This is a genomic window from Streptomyces sp. DSM 40750, assembly GCF_024612035.1.
GTDB lineage: Bacteria > Actinomycetota > Actinomycetes > Streptomycetales > Streptomycetaceae > Streptomyces.
The window spans coordinates 5808996-5827906 of sequence record NZ_CP102513.1 but is presented as its reverse complement, the minus strand read 5'-3'; the positions used below and the strand labels follow the sequence as shown (position 1 = coordinate 5827906).

At 67.6% G+C, this 18911-nt stretch carries 13 protein-coding genes; 3 read left to right on the top strand and 10 right to left on the bottom strand.

The annotated features are described in order from the left end of the window. Positions 1–296 precede the first annotated feature (296 nt). Positions 297–914 (top strand): GNAT family N-acetyltransferase, encoded by a 618-nt coding sequence (locus tag JIX55_RS26065; RefSeq protein ID WP_033530657.1) that lies wholly within the window; start codon positions 297–299, stop codon positions 912–914. A gap of 52 nt (positions 915–966) precedes the next feature. Here JIX55_RS26065 and trxA read toward each other — a convergent pair whose 3' ends face one another. From trxA to JIX55_RS26030, 7 genes are all read right to left on the bottom strand, one after another. Beyond that, positions 967–1299, bottom strand: coding sequence for a thioredoxin (gene trxA / locus JIX55_RS26060; protein ID WP_045558506.1), 333 nt, complete (start codon positions 1297–1299; stop codon positions 967–969). Between the two features lie 41 nt (positions 1300–1340). Further along, complete coding sequence (gene trxB, locus JIX55_RS26055; RefSeq protein ID WP_257565694.1) at positions 1341–2312, bottom strand: thioredoxin-disulfide reductase; 972 nt, start codon at positions 2310–2312, stop codon at positions 1341–1343. A gap of 195 nt (positions 2313–2507) precedes the next feature. Then, complete coding sequence (locus JIX55_RS26050; RefSeq protein ID WP_257565693.1) at positions 2508–3434, bottom strand: anti-sigma factor family protein; 927 nt, start codon at positions 3432–3434, stop codon at positions 2508–2510. After that, complete coding sequence (gene sigM / locus JIX55_RS26045) at positions 3431–4144, bottom strand: RNA polymerase sigma factor SigM (protein WP_257565692.1); 714 nt, start codon at positions 4142–4144, stop codon at positions 3431–3433. The genes JIX55_RS26050 and sigM overlap by 4 nt, the downstream gene beginning before the upstream one ends. A gap of 24 nt (positions 4145–4168) precedes the next feature. Then, positions 4169–5896: a protein kinase family protein gene (locus JIX55_RS26040; RefSeq protein WP_257565691.1), complete on the bottom strand. Its 1728-nt coding sequence runs from the start codon at positions 5894–5896 to the stop codon at positions 4169–4171. A gap of 117 nt (positions 5897–6013) precedes the next feature. Continuing rightward, the gene (gene murJ / locus JIX55_RS26035) at positions 6014–8236 is read right to left on the bottom strand and encodes a murein biosynthesis integral membrane protein MurJ (RefSeq protein WP_257565690.1); all 2223 of its coding nucleotides are present in this window, start codon (positions 8234–8236) and stop codon (positions 6014–6016) included. Between the two features lie 47 nt (positions 8237–8283). Then, positions 8284–10701, bottom strand: coding sequence for a DUF6049 family protein (locus tag JIX55_RS26030; RefSeq protein ID WP_257565689.1), 2418 nt, complete (start codon positions 10699–10701; stop codon positions 8284–8286). Positions 10702–10936: 235 nt separating this feature from the next. On the opposite strand from JIX55_RS26030, the gene JIX55_RS26025 reads away from it, so the two are divergent. After that, positions 10937–12385: a CCA tRNA nucleotidyltransferase gene (locus JIX55_RS26025; protein ID WP_257565688.1), complete on the top strand. Its 1449-nt coding sequence runs from the start codon at positions 10937–10939 to the stop codon at positions 12383–12385. A 149-nt stretch (positions 12386–12534) separates the two neighbouring features. On the opposite strand, the gene JIX55_RS26020 is transcribed toward JIX55_RS26025, so the two are convergent. From JIX55_RS26020 to JIX55_RS26010, 3 genes are all read right to left on the bottom strand, one after another. Further along, a complete protein-coding gene (locus JIX55_RS26020) occupies positions 12535–13824 on the bottom strand; it encodes an MFS transporter (RefSeq protein WP_257565687.1) in 1290 nt (429 codons plus the stop codon). Between the two features lie 78 nt (positions 13825–13902). Next, positions 13903–14985, bottom strand: a complete 1083-nt coding sequence (locus JIX55_RS26015) for an inositol-3-phosphate synthase (protein WP_257565686.1) — start codon at positions 14983–14985, stop codon at positions 13903–13905. A 44-nt stretch (positions 14986–15029) separates the two neighbouring features. After that, on the bottom strand, positions 15030–15710 hold the full coding sequence (locus JIX55_RS26010; protein WP_257565685.1) for a PadR family transcriptional regulator: 681 nt from the start codon (positions 15708–15710) through the stop codon (positions 15030–15032). Between the two features lie 373 nt (positions 15711–16083). Between JIX55_RS26010 and JIX55_RS26005 the strand changes: the two genes are divergently transcribed. Beyond that, a complete protein-coding gene (locus tag JIX55_RS26005; RefSeq protein WP_257565684.1) occupies positions 16084–18747 on the top strand; it encodes a transglycosylase domain-containing protein in 2664 nt (887 codons plus the stop codon). Positions 18748–18911 lie beyond the last annotated feature (164 nt).

Genomic DNA, 18911 nt, shown 5'->3' with positions numbered 1-18911 from the left:
GGTCGACCGCATGAATGGGCTGTGTCCGATGTATACCGGACACAGCCCGCTCTTTGCTTTCAGGCGGTATCTAGGCAATCTCATCGTGGATACGATGCGTTTGGGTATGGCGCATCGACCTGGCGGATCTTCTGTGGAGAGGCGGGGGCCATGCGAACCGTGAGCCGTTCCGGACTGGTGACCGCAGGCCTGGGACTGGGGGCGGTCGGCGGCTTCGTCGGAAGTCTGCTCAGGGAGCGGAGCGCTCTGACAGCCGCTCGCGACGCCGCGGGCGAAGGAAGCGAGGATCAGCCTTCATGGGGCGTCGGCTCGTACCGCTCACGCTGGACAACCTTCAGGACCTTCCCAAGCGCTGTCGCTCGTGCGTCTTCTGGGAGTTGGACCCAGTCAGCGGCGAGGCTGCGGTAAAGGCGGGCACCCCCGCACTGGAGAAGGAGGCCTGGATCTCCGCCGTTTTGTTGGACTGGGGGTCCTGCGGTCGGGTGGTCTACGTGGATGAGGTGCCCGTGGGCTTCGTGCTGTACGCGCCTCCGGCCTATGTGCCCCGCTCTACGGCGTTCCCCACGAGTCCGGTGTCTCCGGACGCGGTCCAGTTGATGACCGCCTTCATCATGCAGGGCTACCAGGGGCAGGGGCTCGGCCGTGTGATGGTCCAGACGGTCGCCAAGGACCTGCTGCGGCGGGGCTTCAAGGCGATCGAGGCCTTCGGGGACGCCCGTTGGAAGGAGCCGGCGTGTGTTCTTCCCGCCGACCATCTGACGGCCGTGGGCTTCAAGACGGTCCGTCCCCACCCGACTTATCCCCGGCTGCGGTTGGAGCTGCGGACGACGCTCTCCTGGAAGGAGGACGTCGAACTGGCGCTGGATCGACTTCTGGGAGCGGTTCAGAAGGAACCCGCGCTGCGGCCGCTCTAAAACGAATGGGCCGACCCGCTTGGGTCGGCCCATTCGTGTTTCACGTGAAACATCACTCGGCGATGAAGTCCTCAAGGTCACGCACGATCGCTGCCTTGGGCTTGGCGCCAACGATGGTCTTGGCGACCTCGCCACCCTGGTAGACGTTCAGGGTCGGGATGGACATGACGCCGTACTTGGCAGCCGTGGCCGGGTTCTCGTCGATGTTGAGCTTGACGATCTCGATCTTGTCCCCGTACTCCTGGGCGATCGCTTCGAGGGACGGTGCGATCTGGCGGCACGGACCGCACCAGGCGGCCCAGAAGTCCACCAGGACGGGCTTGTCGTTCTTGAGGACGTCCTGCTCGAAGGAGTCGTCGGTCACGTTCTTCAGGGTGCCGGCCACTGAGGGCTCCTAACTGGTTGGTGCGGTGGGGCGGACGGGGATCAGACGGTGGTCTTCTCGGGCTCGGCGGCCTGGTCGCTGTCGGCGAGGGCGGCGAGAAAGCGCTCGGCGTCGAGGGCGGCGGAGCAGCCGGTGCCGGCCGCGGTGATCGCCTGGCGGTACGTGTGGTCGACGACGTCACCCGCGCCGAAGACACCGGTCAGGTTCGTCCGGGTCGAGGGGGCGGCCACCTTCAGGTAGCCCTCGTCGTCCAGGTCGAGCTGACCCTTGAAGAGTTCCGTGCGCGGGTCGTGGCCGATCGCGATGAACAGACCCGTCACCGGCAGCTCGGACGTCTCGCCCGTCTTGATGTTGCGCAGCTTCAGTCCGGCGAGCTTCTGGTCACCCTGGATCTCGGCGACCTCGCTGTCCCATACGAAGGAGATCTTCGGGTCGGCGAACGCGCGCTCCTGCATCGCCTTGGAAGCACGCAGCGTGTCCCGGCGGTGGACGACGGTCACGGACTTGGCGAACCGGGACAGGAAGGTGGCCTCCTCCATCGCGGTGTCGCCGCCGCCGATCACGGCGATGTCCTGGTCCTTGAAGAAGAACCCATCACACGTGGCGCACCAGGAGACACCGCGGCCGGAGAGGGCGTCCTCGTTGGGAAGCCCGAGCTTGCGGTGCTGGGAGCCTGTGGTGACGATGACGGCCTTGGCACGGTGCACGGTGCCCGCGGTGTCCGTGACGGTCTTGACCTCGCCGCTCAGGTCGGCGGCGACGATGTCGTCCGGGATGAGCTCGGCACCGAAGCGCTCGGCCTGGGCGCGCATGTTGTCCATGAGGTCGGGGCCCATGATGCCGTCCCGGAAACCGGGGAAGTTCTCCACCTCGGTGGTGTTCATCAGCGCGCCGCCTGCAGTGACGGCGCCCTCGAACACCAGTGGCTTCAGCGACGCGCGCGCGGTGTAGAGCGCCGCCGTGTAGCCGGCGGGCCCGGAGCCGATGATGATCACGTTACGGACGTCGCTCACGGCTTGATTCCTCGTCTCTGGGGACTGCTTCGTAGTGCCGGCGGGAGCTGCTCTCGGAACTCTCACCCCACCCAACGGATCCTAAGGGGCGTGCATTCCCGGTGTGTCCGGGCACACGGATGTGTCCGGGCACACGGAGACGGGGCACACCGCACAGGGATGCCAGGGGTGGCACGGTGAGAAACGCGACAGTGCTCAGGGGCGAGGGTAGGACTGCTTCAGCAGAACCTCACCGGCGGGCTCCGAAGACTTGCCGATGCAGGAGGCGTCGACGACGTATGCCATGACGCGTGAGGTGTCGGCACTCTCGGACAGCAGGACGAGATATGCGTCCGCTCCTTGGTAGGACCCGGACTCGGCCGCGATGGCAGTCGTGATGTCGCCGATGCCCTTCGCGATGCAGGGAGGCACGTCTGTCGTGCGCTTCGTGGTCGGGTTCGCCGCAGACGACTCCGGCGTGCCGGGGATGGTGGCGGCGCCGAAGGTATCCCTGCCCGGCGCGTCCTTGGTCTTGTCATCGTCCAGGAGATCCGCCACTCGCTTCTCCAGCTTCACGCCGGAGAAAGTGTCGGAAGCCTGGCTCTGAGCCGCTGACGGATCGTCTCCGGAGCCGTTGCCGCTCATCGACTGGACCAGCAGGGTGCCCAGACCCAGAGCTGCGGCGGTGAAGACGGCTGCGAGAACCGTCGTGCGGCGGGATCGGCGCGTGGAGCTCGGGCGGCCCGGCCCGGTGGACGCGCGGGAGTGGCCTGCGGGGCGATTCGCCGGGAGCGATGTTTCACGTGAAACGCGCACGGCGTCGTGCTCGTCCGACGCGGCACCGGAGGAGCTGTTCGGAACCTCCGAGGCGTCGAGATCGTGCGCCGTGGCGTTGAGGAGGGCTTCGGCGGCCAGAGCAGCGTCGATCCGTCCCGCCACGTCGTCGGGCATGCGGGGAGGGCCCGGCAGGGTGCCGAGCATGCTGCGGATCTCCTCCAGCGAGGCATACACGTCGGCGCAGAGGGGGCACTCGTCCAGGTGCTGACGGACATCCGAGGTACGGGACGGCGGGAGCAGACCCTCGGTGAGGTCGGAGATCTCCGCGACTTCCGGGTGCCCGGCCGTGTCGGTCGTGGATGTCACGCTCGCCCACCTCCGCCCTTCACAGCAGCTGAATCGCTTGGCCCTGCATCATGTGGTCCCGCTGCGGGTGGGACGGATGTCCCCTGCGTCCGGTTCCTTCCGCGCCCCGACTTTTCGTCGCCGTCGCCCTCGCTATCCGTACGGAGATGGGTCAGGAGCGGCAGAAGTCTGGCTCTGCCACGGGCACAGCGGCTCTTCACCGTGCCGGTCGGCACGTCGAGGATCCGTGCGGCCTCGGCCACCGGGTAGCCCTGCATGTCCACCAGGACGAGCGCCGCTCGCTGGTCCTGCGGCAGGGTGCCCAGAGCCTCCAGCAGCTGGCGGTGCAGATCGTTGCGCTCGGCCGGAGCGGATGCCGACTCGTGCGGCTCCAGGAGCAGCTCCAGGCGCTCGGTGTCGTCGACCGGCGAAGTCTTGCGCGAGGCAGTCTTGCGGGCACGGTCCAGGCAGGCGTTCACCGTGATGCGGTGCAGCCAGGTCGTGACGGCTGACTGGCCGCGGAAGGTGTGGGCGGCCCGATAGGCGGATACGAGCGCGTCCTGGACGGCGTCGGCGGCCTCCTCACGGTCCCCGAGCGTCCGCAGGGCCACCGCCCACAGTCGGTCCCGGTGCCGGCGTACGAGTTCACCAAAGGCATCGGGGTCGCCTTCGACATGCCGGGCCAGGAGATCCTGATCGCTTATACCGCTGTGATCAGCGCCATGCGCCATCGGACCCCCTCCCTCGGTGAGCTCTCAGCCCGTGAACTTCACGTCAGTGATCGCCTGCTTGTAGCCGGCGCCACTGAACTGGTCACCGGCTGCATTGGGCACATCGGTGAGCCAGACGAGAACGTATCGGGTTTTCACCGGCTCCTTGGCGGAGATTTTCAGTTCCGTCCCACTCGTCTTGTTCGTGGCGATCTTCGTCATGGAGCTGAGCGGAGCGGACGATGACAGGGAGTCGGCCGCATAGAGCGTGGCCGTCGTGTGGTCGCCGGAGTAGTACAGCCCTATCGAGGCCGCCGACACCTCCTGGACCGAGCCGAGGTCGTAGACGATGCCGACGCCCTGCTTGAACGGCGCCAGCGTGGGGCCGGCGTTGTAGGAGTAGGTCCGCCAGTAGGTCGACGCGCTGCTGTCGTACGTCAGATCCGCGTCGTCCGCGTGCTGGGGCTTGCCGTCCGGGTAGTACTCAGCGGCGTCCTTGATGCTGAGCGTCGTGACGGGCTTGGCCTTGTCGGTGCCCTTGTCGTTGCCGTCCGCGCTCTGGCTGGTGTCCGGCTCGCCGGACTGGCCTCCTCGGCCCATGAGCGCGTCGGCGAGTTGCCAGCTGCCGAGACCGAGCGCGGCGATCAGTAGCGCCGAGACGGCCCACTTGAGGGCCTTGCCGGTACGGCTCTGCAGCGGAGGTGGCGGGGCGGGCAGTGGCTGGGTGACGCCTGCATGCGGCGCCTGGCGCCCGTATGTCCCCTGCTGGTACGTCGTGCGCTGGTAGTCGGGTGGCGCGGTGAACGCGGGCTCCGGCGGGCGGATGCGGGGCATCTCACCGATCGCCTTCACCAGTTCCTCCGGCGTCGTGCACGGGGACTCGTGGCGGGAGGCGGTGGCGCCGTCGTTGACGAGCGCACGCATGGCCAGCTCCGACAGGCCCCGGTGGACGCCTGCCCGGACCTGGTCGGGTGCGATGAGCCCGACACCCTTGGGGAGCCCGGAGAGGCCGTGCGCGTCGTTCTCGTACGGCCAGCGCTGGGTGAGCGCCGCGTACAGCAGTGCGCCGATCGCCTCGGTGTCCGTGCGCTGCGGGGTGTCCGAGCCGATGCCCCGCAGCGCGGCGTTCACCGCGAGACCGCGGATGCGCCACTGCCCGGCGGCAGAGCGCAGCACGGCGCTCGGGTTGAGCCGCAGGTGGGAGAGTCCCTCGCGGTGCGCGGCGGCCATGGCGTGGGAGACCTGGTTGACCATCTGGTACGCGTCGTGCGGCTCCAGCGGGCCGGAGGCCAGTAGCGCCGTCAGTTCCGTAGCGTCGGGAAGCCACTCGTGCACCACGTACACGAGGTCGTTCTCCTCGACCGCGTCCAGCACCTGGACGAAGCGGGGATCACCCAGCAGCGCCGATGAGCGGGCCGCCGCCAGCACGGAACGAGCGCGCGCGTGGTCGGCGGGCAGCACGTGTACCCCAACCGCGCGACGCAGTTTCTCGTCCACGGCACGCCAACTGCTGAAACCGTCCAGACGGGTGACGCACTCTTCGAGGCGGTAGCGTCTGGCGAGCTTGTGGCCGCTGTGCAGTTCGGGCGGTGTCGTTTGGGAAGGGCTCTCGGTACCGCCGCCCCCTTGTGCCTCTTCGCTCGCCGCGCTTTCCGTGTCCCGCTCCCGGTTCTGGGCCTCCCCGTCGGCCGTGGACTGGTCCGCTTCTGCGGTCAGCGGCTCATCGCCGCTGTTGTCTGCCACGTCGACGGCAGCCGTGCTCCGTTCCGCCACCGTCGTTCCTGCCTCCCCATCCGTTGAGCGCTCTACGGCGCCAAAGCCAATTGTGCCCACAGTCCGCCGCTATGAGCGACACGCGTCGGCGGACGATGGTTGTGCGCGTACCCAGCCTCAGCGCCCCAGCCGTCCGCGGACCATACCGACCATCGAGTTGAGCTCTTCGATGCGCATGCGCCGCGCGGCGACGTAGAAGACACCGAGCAGAACGATTCCTCCTCCGACGAGCGCGAGCATCGAGCCGCCGACGCCCTGTCCCAGGGTCCGGCTGATGCCGTAGCAGGCCGCGCCGCTGAGCAGCGCCGCGGGCAGCGAGGCGATGGACAGCCGTGCGTACGTCCGCATGACCCTGGCTCCGTCCAGATCCCCGCCCAGCCGCTTGCGCAGCCGCTGCCAGGCGACGCCGACCCCGATCATGTACGCCAGACCGTACGAGGCGGCCATGCCGACCACGGCCCAGCGGGCCGGGATCACGAAGAAGCAGATCGCAGAGGCGCTTGCGTTGACGGCGGCGACGATGACCGTGTTGTAGAACGGCGTCCGGGTGTCCTCGTATGCGTAGAAGGCGCGGAGGACGACGTACTGCACGGAGTACGGGACCAGGCCGAGCCCGAAGGCCATCAGCATGAAGCCCATGTTCGTGGCCGCACTGGTGCCGGAGGAGCCGAAGATCAGTGTGCACATCGGGATGCCGAGCGCGACGAAGCCGAAGGCGATCGGCACGATGGCAACCGCTGTGGTGCGAAGGCCCTGTGAGATGTCGTCACGAACGGCGCCGGTGTCGTCCTCGGCGGCCGAGCGCGAGATGCGCGGGAGCAGGGCCGCCATCAGGGACACCGTGATGATGGCCTGCGGCAGGCCCCAGATGAGCTGGGCGTTGGCGTAGGAGGCGAAGCCTGTGCCGTTGACGCCGGAGTCGATGCCGGATGAGGTGGCCAGCTGGGTGACGACGAGCGCACCCGCCTGGTTGGCGAGGACGAACAGGATCGTCCACTTGGCGAGCATCGCGGCCTTGCCGAGGCCATGGCCCTTCCAGTCGAAGCGCAGCCGCAGCCGGAACCCGGTCTCCCGCAGATACGGGATCATCGCCAGAGCCTGGACGACGAGGCCGAGCAGTATGCCGACCCCGAGCAGTCGCACGCCCTCCGGCGGGATGTTCTCGACCGTCATGTGGGAGTCGGCCGCGCTGCCGTAGACCCAGAGGAAGGCGCCGAGGGTGACGATGATGACGACGTTGTTCAGGACCGGCGTCCACATCATGGCGCCGAACCGGCCGCGTGCGTTGAGGATTTGACCCATCACCACGTGAATGCCCATGAAAAAGATCGAGGGCAGGAAGTAGCGGGTGAAGGTGACGGCGACGTCGTTGGCTGCGGGATTGTTGGCGACTCCCACCGACAGAGCGCGTACCAGGAGCGGCGCTGCGAACATCGCGAGCGCGGTGAGCAGAGCGAGAACCACCATGACGAGGGTCAGCAGGCGGTTGGCGTAGGCCTCGCCGCCGTCCTCGTCGTCCTTCATGGCGCGTACGAGCTGGGGCACGAAGACGGAGTTGAGGCCACCGCCGACGGTCAGGATGTAGATCATCGTCGGCAGCTGGTACGCCACCTGGAAGGAGTCGCCCAGCAGGAAGAGGCCCAGTGCCGAGACGATCATCGCCGAGCGGATGAAGCCGGTGAGGCGCGAGACCATGGTGCCGGCCGCCATCACGGCGCTCGACTTCAGCAGGCCCGAGGCACGCCCGCCCTTCTTCGCCGGAGGCGCGGGTGTGGGAGCGGCTGCGGGCTCCTCGTACACCGGGCGACCCGGGGTGGGGGCAGGGCTGGGCCCGGGAACGGACGGCTGCCCCATGGCCACGGGGGCGTGGCCCCCCTGCTGCTGGTCGCGGAAGAGATGGGCGAACGCGTCCGGCTCGTGGCGCTCCTCCCCGGCCTGTGTCACCAGGTCGTCCACGCCGACGAACTGGGTCGTACGGGCGTCGTCGCCGTACGGCAGATGCCGCGTAGGCCCCTCCGGCTCGGGGGCCGGCGTCTGGGCCCACACGCGTGGGTCGGGGCCGTACTGAGGCGCCGACGGCTGCCCGTAGAGCGGCTGCTGCGGCTGGTAGGTGCCCGGGGCCGGCGGGGGGTGCGCGGCACGGTCGTAGAGCGCCTCGGCCACCGGGTCCTGGGCGGCCAGATCCTGGGCGCGGTACGGGTCCTGGGCGTAGGCGTCCTGGAGGTACATGTCCGCGGGGGGCTGCGGCGGTGGCACCTGGCCCGGCCCGGGCAGCGGGCCGTCGGGATACCCCGAGTCGGCCGCACCCTGGCCGCGGTCACCGTCGTACGGCGCGTTCATGGTTACCCCACCTCATCGTCCCCGGGCCAACCGGCCACGACAGTCGCTCAACGGTCCACTCTCTCACCCGTGCCGGACGGGTCGGCGCTTTCCGGTGCGGTGTCCGGTGCCGGGTCACTCTGGTGCTCCGGCTCGTCTGCCCCGGACTTCGCCGGGGACTCCTCCTCGGGAGTGTGTACGACTGAGGCAGCCTCGGCGTTCGCGTCCGCGTCCGGCGGGACGTCTTCCGCGCTGTCGTCCGTCGAGGTTCCCTCTGCCTCCAGTCGGGCGGCGGCGCGCTTGCGCTGGGTGTACATCCGGAATCCGGCGAGGACGAGGAGCAGGACGCCACCGGCGATGACCAGCATCACCGTGGGCGTGATCTCGGTGACGTTGACCGTGAAGGTGACCTCGTCACCATACTTCTCGCCGTCCGCCGTGTAGAGCTGGGCTACCACGGTGACCGGCCCGTTGGCCTCGGCGTTTGTCGTGAACTTCACCGACTCGCTGTGCCCGCCGGAGATGTCGACGGACCGCTCGTCGAAGGACTTGTCACCGATCTTCAGACGCTTCGGGGACTGAGACGTGAGACGCAGCCTCAGGTTGTCGACACCCTGCACGAGGTTGTTCTGCACGGTCACGGGGATCGTCGCGCTGCGGCCCGAGAGCTTCGTCTCGGACTTCTCGATCAGCCGGACCTGGCCGATGAGCGTGTCGAGGTACGACGTCGCAGTCCCATGCAAGTCGTTGCGGTAGACCGCCGCCTCCAAAGAACGGCCCCGCCAGGAGGTGGACATTTCCCGGTCCATGGTCCTGCCGAAGGGCGTGACCACGCGGGACGGGTCGGAAAGGATCACCCTGAAGCGGTTGAGGCCGACCTGCGTGGCCTGGATCTCCTGGAAAGCCGACTTCGGCAGCGCCTGCTTGCGCAGCGACGTGGGATACGCCGAGGCTGACGGGATCTTGGTGTTGGCGCCCGGATCGGGCTTTGCGGCGGCGGCCGCGGACAGCTCCTGGGGCTGCGACCAGGTTCCCCCCTGGAGCGCCGTCAGAGCCTGCGCCATTGTCTGCGCCTGGCTCGCGGACGGCATGCGCTGCGGGGCGATCACGAGGCTGCGCTGCTTGTTGTTCTGGAGGTCCGTCATCAGGCTCTGGGCGAGGAACCTCTGCACGGCCAGAGTGGAGCTCTCGGCCTTCGTCATATCGCCCTGGAACGCGGTCGACAGCCGGGCGTCCGCGACCACGGCGGTGGTGCCGGCGCCGACGGGCCGGGCCGCGTTGGGCGTGTAGGACAGGCTGTTGTTCTCCTGCAGGCTGTCGCTGCGGGCGATCACCTTGTCGGCGCCCGCGGAGACGGCGACCTTGACGATCGAGGGGTCCACGGCGCCGTTCACGGGCCAGGCGAAATCCGTGTCCGGCACCACACGGAGGATGTTGTGGACGGTGTCCGCGGCCACGTCGGTGGCGTCCTTCAACCGGCTGAGGGAGCCGGTGATCGTCTTGCCGTTCTGCGCCAGCGCCGCGAGGTCGGGGTCGGCGAAGGGAAGTGCGATCACCTCTTCGCCCTGGACCGCCGTCTCCAGTGCCGCCAGCCATTCCTTGGCGGCAGCCTGGTTCTTGCCCGCGACGGTGGTGCTCCCGCTCCGGACCCGGTAGCTCTCCGTCATTGCCACGACGGACGCCAGCAGGTCCGGATCGATCACCCAGGTGATGTCGAGGTCCTCGCCCAGCGTCAGCATCTGCTCCAGGCGTCCGCCTGCGGAGATTTCCTTGGCCAGGTCGTCGTTCAGGAAGACCGGCGTCTGCTGCTCGCCGGGACCTGTCTCGGCCGTCAGGTGGGTGGTGGAGATCAGGGGCCAGAGGTACGTCGTCTTCGTCTTCGTGTCCGCGTCGTCGGGCTGCCACGGCAGGAATGTGCGCTGGATGCCGAGAACCTGGTCGTACGGAGCGGCGGAGGTTTTGCCCGAGAGCGAGACGCCCAGCTGGTAGACACCGTCCGAGCCGAGGTCCAGCTCCTTGACGGGCACGGAGATGGTGAAGGGCTGGGCCACGCCGGAGGCGAGCTTGGAGAACTTCTCCACGTACTTCCCGCCGAGCTCTGTCCCGTCGGTGAACTGGTCGAAGCCGGTGCGCTTGGCCGCGTCGTCGATGGCCGAGCGGCCCGTCACGGCCGCCGAGGCCACGCGCAGGCCCACATGGGCGTCCGTGACCGTCTGCTTGCCTTTGTTCGTGACCGTGCCCGAGACGGTGATCGTGTCGCCGTCGGTGGGCACGCTGGGGCTGAGCGAGTCCAGGGAGACCTCGACTGTGTTCGACCCCGTGGCGTCGGTCAGGGAGGCCTTCTGCGCCGCCTGAGCGTCCGGGGCTGCGGGCAGCTGGAGCAGACCGGCCAACAGGGGTACCCCGGCGAACAGCGCTCCGGTGCGCAGCAGCCACCGGCGGGCAGGTGAGGGACTCATCCCCTGGAAGTCTGCCGCCTCGGCCACGCGCTCGCCCGTCCCTCGTCGTCGTCAGTGGTCGTCGGATTGTGCGTCCACGCATGGTAACGATGCACGCTGAGGGGAAGTGCCGCGGTCCGCTCGACAAGATCGGGGGTGAGGCCGGGCTGTCCCCGTATGTGCACGTATCAAGGGGGTCGGCGATGGGGTCACCTGCGCGAAGCCCTTGTGCACGTTCAATGGAGGCGACCACTGCCACCGGCGCCACGTACCCTTTTCTGTTGTGCCGAACGCCAACGAAGACATCAGTGCCCTGAGCCAGGTGCAACGCCGCGCGGTGAGTGAACTGCTGCGGGTGTCCCCTGTCGCCGACGACCTCGCCCGCCGTTTCCAGGAGGCCGGGTTCACGCTCGCCCTGGTCGGCGGTTCGGTCAGGGACGCGCTACTCGGCCGGCTCGGCAACGACCTGGACTTCACGACGGACGCCCGCCCCGAGGACGTGCTGAAGATCGTGCGCCCCTGGGCGGACTCCGTCTGGGAGGTCGGGATCGCCTTCGGCACCGTAGGGGTGCAGAAGGACGGTTACCAGATCGAGGTCACGACCTACCGGTCCGAGGCGTACGACCGCACCTCGCGCAAGCCCGAGGTGTCGTACGGCGACTCGATCGAGGAAGACCTCGTCCGCCGTGACTTCACCGTGAACGCCATGGCGGTGGCACTCCCCGAGAAGGAGTTCATCGACCCCCACGGTGGGCTCGAGGATCTCTCGGCGCAGGTACTGCGCACCCCCGGCACCCCGGAGGAGTCCTTCTCCGACGACCCGCTGCGCATGATGCGTGCCGCGCGTTTCGCCGCACAGTTGGACTTCGAGGTGGCCCCGGAGGTCGTCGCGGCGATGACCGACATGGCCGGCCGTCTCGAGATCGTCTCGGCGGAGCGGGTGCGGGACGAGTTGAACAAGCTGATCGTGTCCGCCCACCCTCGCAAGGGCCTGAGCCTGCTGGTCGACACCGGCCTTGCCGAGCACGTGATGCCCGAGCTGCCGGCGCTGCGGCTGGAGCGTGACGAGCATCACCGGCACAAGGACGTCTACGACCACACGCTGATCGTGCTGGAGCAGGCGATCGAGCTGGAGGAGGACGGACCGGACCTCACCCTCAGGCTTGCCGCGCTGCTGCACGACATCGGCAAGCCCCGCACGCGCCGTTTCGAGGAGGACGGTCGGGTCTCCTTCCACCACCACGAAGTGGTGGGCGCCAAGATGACCAAGAAACGCATGGCGGCCCTCAAGTACTCCAACGAGCTCGTCAAGGATGTCTCACGTCTGGTCGAACTCCACCTGCGCTTCCACGGGTACGGCACCGGTGAGTGGACGGACTCCGCCGTTCGCCGCTACGTGCGTGATGCGGGTCCCCTCCTTGACCGGCTCCACAAGCTGACCCGCTCCGACTGCACCACGCGGAACAAGCGCAAGGCGAACGCCCTGTCCCGCGCGTACGACGGTCTGGAGGAGCGCATCGCCCAGCTTCAGGAGCAGGAGGAACTGGACGCCATCCGCCCGGATCTCGACGGCAACCAGATCATGGAGATTCTGGGCGTCGGACCCGGCCCGGTGATCGGGCAGGCGTACCAGTTCCTGCTGGAGCTGCGGCTGGAGAACGGACCGATGGAACACGATGAGGCGGTGGCGGCTCTGAAGGAGTGGTGGGCCCAGGTGCCGCAGGTTCAGTGACGCCCGGTCTTCTGCCTCCTTCGGAGGACAAGCAGCGCGGCGCGATGTTTCACGTGAAACATCGCGCCGCGCTGCTTGTCCGGGAGTCGATAACGGTAAGGCAGGCACTGGAGGGCCGATGTTTCACGTGAAACATCGGCCCTCCCGCATCAGTGCCGCCTCGATACCCCGAAGCGAGCCATGGTCGCAGCGATCACCGCGTAGATCACGGCCACGGTGATCACCAGAGCAACCGAGCGGCCGTCGGGAGGGAGCATCAGGGCGGCCATGGCGGCGGCGCCGACGAAGGCCACGTTGAACAGGACGTCGTAGAGGGAGAAGATCCGGCCCCGGTAGCCGTCGGCGACCGAGGACTGGACGATCGTGTCCGTGGCGATCTTCGCCCCCTGCGTGACGAGGCCCAGGACGAATGCCGCGATCAGTATGGGCACTTCCGTGAAAGGCAGGCCGAGGGCCGGTTCCAGCACCGCGGCGACCGCGGAGCAGGTGACGATCCAGAGGCCCGGACCCAACCGCCCGGCCGCCCAGGGCGTCATCACCGCCGCGGTGAAGAACCCCGCCCCCGAGACACCTACGGCGAGACCGAGGAGGGCCAGCCCCTCCTCCGAGCCGGACGATCCGGAGCTGTCGGACGACCAGGCATACCGGCAGAGCATGAGCACCATGACCGTCAGGGCGCCATAGCAGAACCGCATCAGGGTCATCGAGGCCAACGCCCAGGCCGCTGTCCGCCGTCCCGGCTCGGCGAGATGCCGTACACCCGCCACCAGGCCCCGCGCCGTGCCCGCGAGTGCCGCACCCAGCCGCGGCTGCACCAACTCAGGGTCGGGGCCGAGCATGTCCCGGGCGATGCGCAGTGAGGCGAGGGCCGCGCAGAGGTAGAGGGCCGAGCCGACGAGGACCACCGCGGCGTCGGAGTCCGCAGCCATCAGTCGGACGACGAAGGCGAGTCCGCCGCCCGCGGTCGCGGCGAGCGTTCCGGCCGTCGGGGAGAGGGAGTTGGCGACCACCAGGCGATCGGCGTCCACCACGCGGGGCAGGGCGGCGGAGAGCCCCGCCAGGACGAAGCGGTTGACCGCCGTGACGCACAGCGCGGAGATGTAGAAGAGCCAGTCGGGTACATGGCTCAAGATCAGGCCGGCTGTCACGGACGCCAGCAGGGCGCGCAGCAGGTTGCCGTACAGCAGTACCTGGCGGCGCCGCCAGCGGTCCAGCAGGACACCCGCGAAGGGGCCGACGAGGGAGTACGGAAGGAGCAGGACCGCCATCGCGGAGGCGATCGCGGCCGCCGACGTCTGCTTCTCGGGCGAGAAGACCACGTACGTGGCGAGCGCGACCTGATAGACGCCGTCGGCGCCCTGGGACAGCAGCCGTACGGCGAGCAGGCGGCGGAAGTCCCGGAAGTGGAGCAGGACGCGCAGGTCGCGCACGACGGACATGGGGCACAGCCTCACATACGGAGGGGGTCCCCGGGCACATGACCCGGAGACCCCCAACAGCCCACTACGAACGACTGATCAGCGCTCGATCTCGCCCTTGATGAACTTCTCGACGTTGTCGCGGGCCTCGTCGTCGAAGTACTGCACCGGCGGGGACTTCATGAAGTACGAGGACGCCGACAGGATCGGGCCGCCGATGCCGCGGTCCTTGGCGATCTTCGCGGCGCGCACTGCGTCGATGATGACACCGGCGGAGTTCGGGGAGTCCCAGACCTCGAGCTTGTACTCCAGGTTCAGCGGGACGTCACCGAAGGCGCGCCCCTCGAGGCGGACGTACGCCCACTTGCGGTCGTCGAGCCAGGCCACGTAGTCGGACGGGCCGATGTGGACGTTGCCCTCGCCCAGTTCGCGGTCGCGGATCTGGGAGGTGACGGCCTGCGTCTTGGAGATCTTCTTGGACTCCAGGCGGTCACGCTCGAGCATGTTCTTGAAGTCCATGTTGCCGCCGACGTTCAGCTGCATCGTGCGGTCCAGGACGACGCCCCGGTCCTCGAACAGCTTCGCCATGACGCGGTGCGTGATGGTGGCACCGACCTGCGACTTGATGTCGTCACCGACGATCGGAACGCCCGCCTCGGTGAACTTGTCCGCCCACTCCTTGGTGCCGGCGATGAAGACCGGAAGGGCGTTGACGAAAGCGACCTTGGCGTCGATGGCGCACTGGGCGTAGAACTTCGCCGCGTCCTCAGAGCCGACGGGCAGGTAGCAGACGAGGACATCGACCTGCTTGTCCCTGAGGACCTGGATCACGTCGACCGGGGCCTCGGCGGACTCCTCGATGGTCTCGCGGTAGTACTTGCCGAGGCCGTCGAGGGTGTGGCCGCGCTGCACGGTCACACCGGTGCTCGGCACGTCACAGATCTTGATGGTGTTGTTCTCGGAGGCGCCGATGGCGTCCGCGAGATCGAGACCGACCTTCTTGGCGTCGACATCGAAGGCGGCGACGAACTCCACGTCACGGACGTGATAGTCACCGAACTGCACGTGCATGAGGCCCGGCACCTTCGACGCCGGGTCGGCGTCCTTGTAGTACTCGACTCCCTGCACCAGCGACGCGGCGCAGTTGCCCACACCGACGACGGCTACGCGAACCGAACCCATTCCGGTTGCTCCCTGTGTGTACGAGTGAGGTCCTGGCAGGGACCTCACGTGGTGGTGTCGCCGGGCGCATCCGGACCGGGGGTGTCCCCGGGCCGGGGCAGGGCGCCCGGCGCTCCCTCTGTGGTGTCGCGAGCGGATTCTCCGTGGGCGGGGCCATTCAGGGCCCGGCCCGCCCGCTCGCTCTCGATGAGCTCGTTCAGCCAGCGCACTTCGCGCTCCACGGACTCCATCCCATGGCGCTGGAGCTCAAGCGTGTAGTCGTCGAGGCGCTCGCGGGTGCGCGCCAGAGAGGCACGCATCTTCTCCAGCCGTTCCTCCAAACGGCTGCGACGGCCCTCCAGGACGCGCATGCGCACATCACGCGAGGTCTGCCCGAAGAACGCGAAGCGAGCGGCGAAGTGCTCGTCCTCGTAGGCGTCGGGACCCGTCTGTGAGAGCAGCTCCTCGAAGTGTTCCTTACCTTCTGCCGTCAACCGGTAGACGATCTTGGCGCGGCGACCCGTGAGCGGGGCGGCGGCAGCATCGTCCGGGGTCCCCCCCGATTCCTCGATCAACCAGCCATTGGCGACCAGCGTCTTGAGACAGGGGTAGAGCGTCCCGTAGCTGAACGCACGGAACACACCCAGTGACGTGTTGAGTCGTTTACGCAGCTCATAGCCGTGCATCGGGGCTTCGCGGAGCAGGCCGAGGACAGCGAACTCAAGTATTCCGGAGCGCCGGCTCATCGTCGCCTCCCCTCTCCCGCTGGCCCTGTCGGCACGCTTTATGCCGAGCTGATGTATCGACTCGATACATCCAGACGATAGAACGCCCCTACGGATGCGACAAGTGGGGGCGCGGTGAACGGGATCACATCACCGATTAGTAGGAAGTAAGTTGCCTGATTTGGGGTGAAGTTCGGTGCTCAGTAGGTTTTGGCGGTGCGTAGTCTGTGCGGCATGCACACCACTGGGAGCCGAGTGACGTTTGAGCACGTGGTCGTCCTGGGTGCGGTACGGATGAATGCCAACACGACCGCATCCGTACTTCGGGGGGACCGGAAACCAGCCGCCGTTTCCAGGCGCGCACGGGTGCGCCTGCCCGAGGAGTAGTCGTTCGATGAGCGAGCACCGTCGCAAACCGCCGCAGCCGCAGGGAGGCGGACGTGCCGCGGCCCGACGCGGCCAGTCGGCGTCCTCCGGCCGCCGCGCGGCACCGCGGGGCGCCACCGGGTCACTTTCCGACACTTATGGCTCGGGAGGTGAGGAGACCCAGTACGAGGGCCGTGCCGCGGCTCGACGGGCGACGCAGAGAAGCACCGGCGTCGGTCCGGGCGGCGGCCGTCGTAGAGCGGTCGAGCCTGCTGGGCGCGGCCCGGGTCGTGCCCGTGGACGCGCCGCTCCGCCCGGCAAGAAGCGATTTATCGACTATCCGCGTGCCGGTAAGTACGGCGCGATGCGCTGGGTGCCGTCGTGGCGCCAGGTGACAGGGCTGTTCATCGGGTTCTTCGGGTGCCTTGTGGCTGCGGCCGGCATCGGATACGCGGTTGTGGCCGTACCCAACCCGGCCGAGGCCGCGACGGCGCAGAACAACGTCTACTACTGGTCGGACGGCTCGCAGATGGTCGCGACCGGTGGTGAGGTCAACCGCCAGATCATCGCGTACGAGAAGATCCCCAAGGCGATGCGCTACGCCGTCATGTCGGCCGAGAACAAGACGTTCGAGACCGACAGCGGCGTCGACCCCATGGGAATCGCCCGCGCCGTCGTCAACATGGCAAAGGGTGGTCAGACGCAGGGTGGTTCGACCATCACCCAGCAGTACGTGAAGAACGCCATGCTCGACGATCAGTCGCAGACGCTGTCCCGGAAGGTCAAGGAACTCTTCATCTCGGTGAAGGTGGGCGCCTCCGTCGACAAGGACGAGATCATGCGGGGCTACCTAAACACGGCCTACTTCGGCCGTGGAGCTTATGGCCTTCAGGCAGCCGCCCGTACGTACTTCGGTATTGACGCGGAGAAGCTCAACCCGAGCCAGTGCGCCTTCCTCGCCGCCGTTCTCAAGGGCGCGACGTACTACGACCCGGCCGGAGCGACGTCGATCGACCCGGCGGCCACGGCACAGGCGAACACCAAGCGTGCCACGGAACGCTGGGGCTGGATCCTCAACGAGATGGTCAAGGACAAGCGTCTGTCGGCAGCCGACCAGGCCAAGTACCCCGACTTCCCCAAGATCCAGTCTCCTCGCTCCAACGCTCAGCTGGGCGGCCAGATCGGTTACCTCGTCGACACGGCCAAGGGCTACATCCTCAACAACACCGAGATCACGCAGAAGGAACTCGAGCAAGGCGGCTACGAGATCCACACGACCTTCGACAAGGACAAGGTCAAGGAACTCGAGAAGGCCGTGGCGAAGGTCCGCAAGGAGAACATCAAGCCGGACCAGCGCCCGAAGACCGACACCCATGTGCAGTTCGGTGGTGCGTCGGTGAATCCGAAGTCGGGCGCCATCGAGGCGATCTACGGTGGTGAGGACGCCACCAAGCACTTCACCAACAACGCCGACGTCACCGGCGCACAGGTCGGTTCGACGTTCAAGCCGTTCGTCCTGGCGGCAGCCATGACCTGGGGCAAGCGTGACCCCGCTCTCGATCCGGACCAAGCGCAGGACGAGCGCACCATCGTCTCGCCGAAGAGCCTCTACAGCGGTAAGAACAACCTCAAGATCAAGGACTACAACGGCGACATCTGGACCAATGAAGAGGGCAAGGAGTGGCTGCAGGCCAACGACGACGACGAGTCGTACGGCAGCCCGCCGAAGTACCAGATCGACCTCCGCGAGGCGATGCGGGTCTCGGCGAACTCCGCCTTCGTGCAGCTGGGTATGGACGTCGGTCTGGACCGGGTGAAGGAAGCGGCCATGGAGGCAGGCCTCAAGGAGGGCAGCCTCGCCGGCACGGGCTACCCGTCCTTCTCGATCGGTATCTCCGATCCCAGTGCGATCCGGATGGCCGGTTCGTATGCAACCTTCGCCGCCAGTGGCAAGCAGAATGACCCGTTCTCGGTCAAGACGGTCGAGCATGAGGGTCTGACCATGTTCGACCACGACGACATCGCCGAGCCGAAGCGGGCCTTCACGTCGGGGGTCGCCGACAACGTCACCGATGTCCTCAAGACCGTCGTCGACGAGGGAACCGGTACGTCGGCCCAGCTGACCGGCCGTGAGGTGGCGGGCAAGACCGGTACCACCGACGGCAACAAGTCGGCCTGGTTCGTCGGGTACACGCCGCAGCTGTCGACCGCGATCAGCATGTACCGCATGGACGACGACGAGTCGAACAAGAAGCGCACGTTCTTGGAGATGTACGGCACGGGTGGCCAGGAGACGATTCACGGTGCCTCGTTCCCGGCTGAGATCTGGCACGACTACATGGAAGACGCGCTCAAGGACGAGCCGTCGGAGGACTTCCCGGAGCCCGAGCCGATCGGTGTGATCGTCAACGACGACCCGGACCCGACACCGACGCCGACGGTGACCGAGTCCGAGGAGGAGAGCCCCAAGCCGAGCCCGACGCCGTCCGAGAGTGAGATCCTCCCCTCACCGACGCCCAGCGAGACCTGCAACAACCCGTTCAACCCCAACTGCGAGGACACGGGTGGTACGGACACGGGTGGTACGGACACCGGGGGCATCGATGGTGGGGTGACCGGGACACCGACGGAGTCGGAGGACGATTCGAGAGGCAACCAGAACGGGGGTCTCTTCGGGGGCTCCAGCGGGTAGCTCCCCGCCCCGCAGAACGTGTTTCACGTGAAACAAGGGCCACCGCACCGACCATGTGCGGTGGCCCTTGCCGTGTCCGCCGAGGAACTCGGACACAGCGGTTGAGATGTGTTTCACGTGAAACATGGGGCCGTCGCATGCGACGGGATGCGGTGGTCCTCGGC

Bases quoted from the DNA above. Each gene is read 5' to 3' on its own strand.
- JIX55_RS26065 (WP_033530657.1), top strand. From the start codon at position 297: ATGGGGCGTCGGCTCGTACCGCTCACGCTGGACAACCTTCAGGACCTT.
- sigM (WP_257565692.1), bottom strand. From the start codon at position 4,144: ATGGCGCATGGCGCTGATCACAGCGGTATAAGCGATCAGGATCTCCTG.
- murJ (WP_257565690.1), bottom strand. From the start codon at position 8,236: ATGAACGCGCCGTACGACGGTGACCGCGGCCAGGGTGCGGCCGACTCG.
- JIX55_RS26020 (WP_257565687.1), bottom strand. From the start codon at position 13,824: ATGTCCGTCGTGCGCGACCTGCGCGTCCTGCTCCACTTCCGGGACTTC.
- JIX55_RS26015 (WP_257565686.1), bottom strand. From the start codon at position 14,985: ATGGGTTCGGTTCGCGTAGCCGTCGTCGGTGTGGGCAACTGCGCCGCG.
- JIX55_RS26010 (WP_257565685.1), bottom strand. From the start codon at position 15,710: ATGAGCCGGCGCTCCGGAATACTTGAGTTCGCTGTCCTCGGCCTGCTC.
- JIX55_RS26005 (WP_257565684.1), top strand. From the start codon at position 16,084: ATGAGCGAGCACCGTCGCAAACCGCCGCAGCCGCAGGGAGGCGGACGT.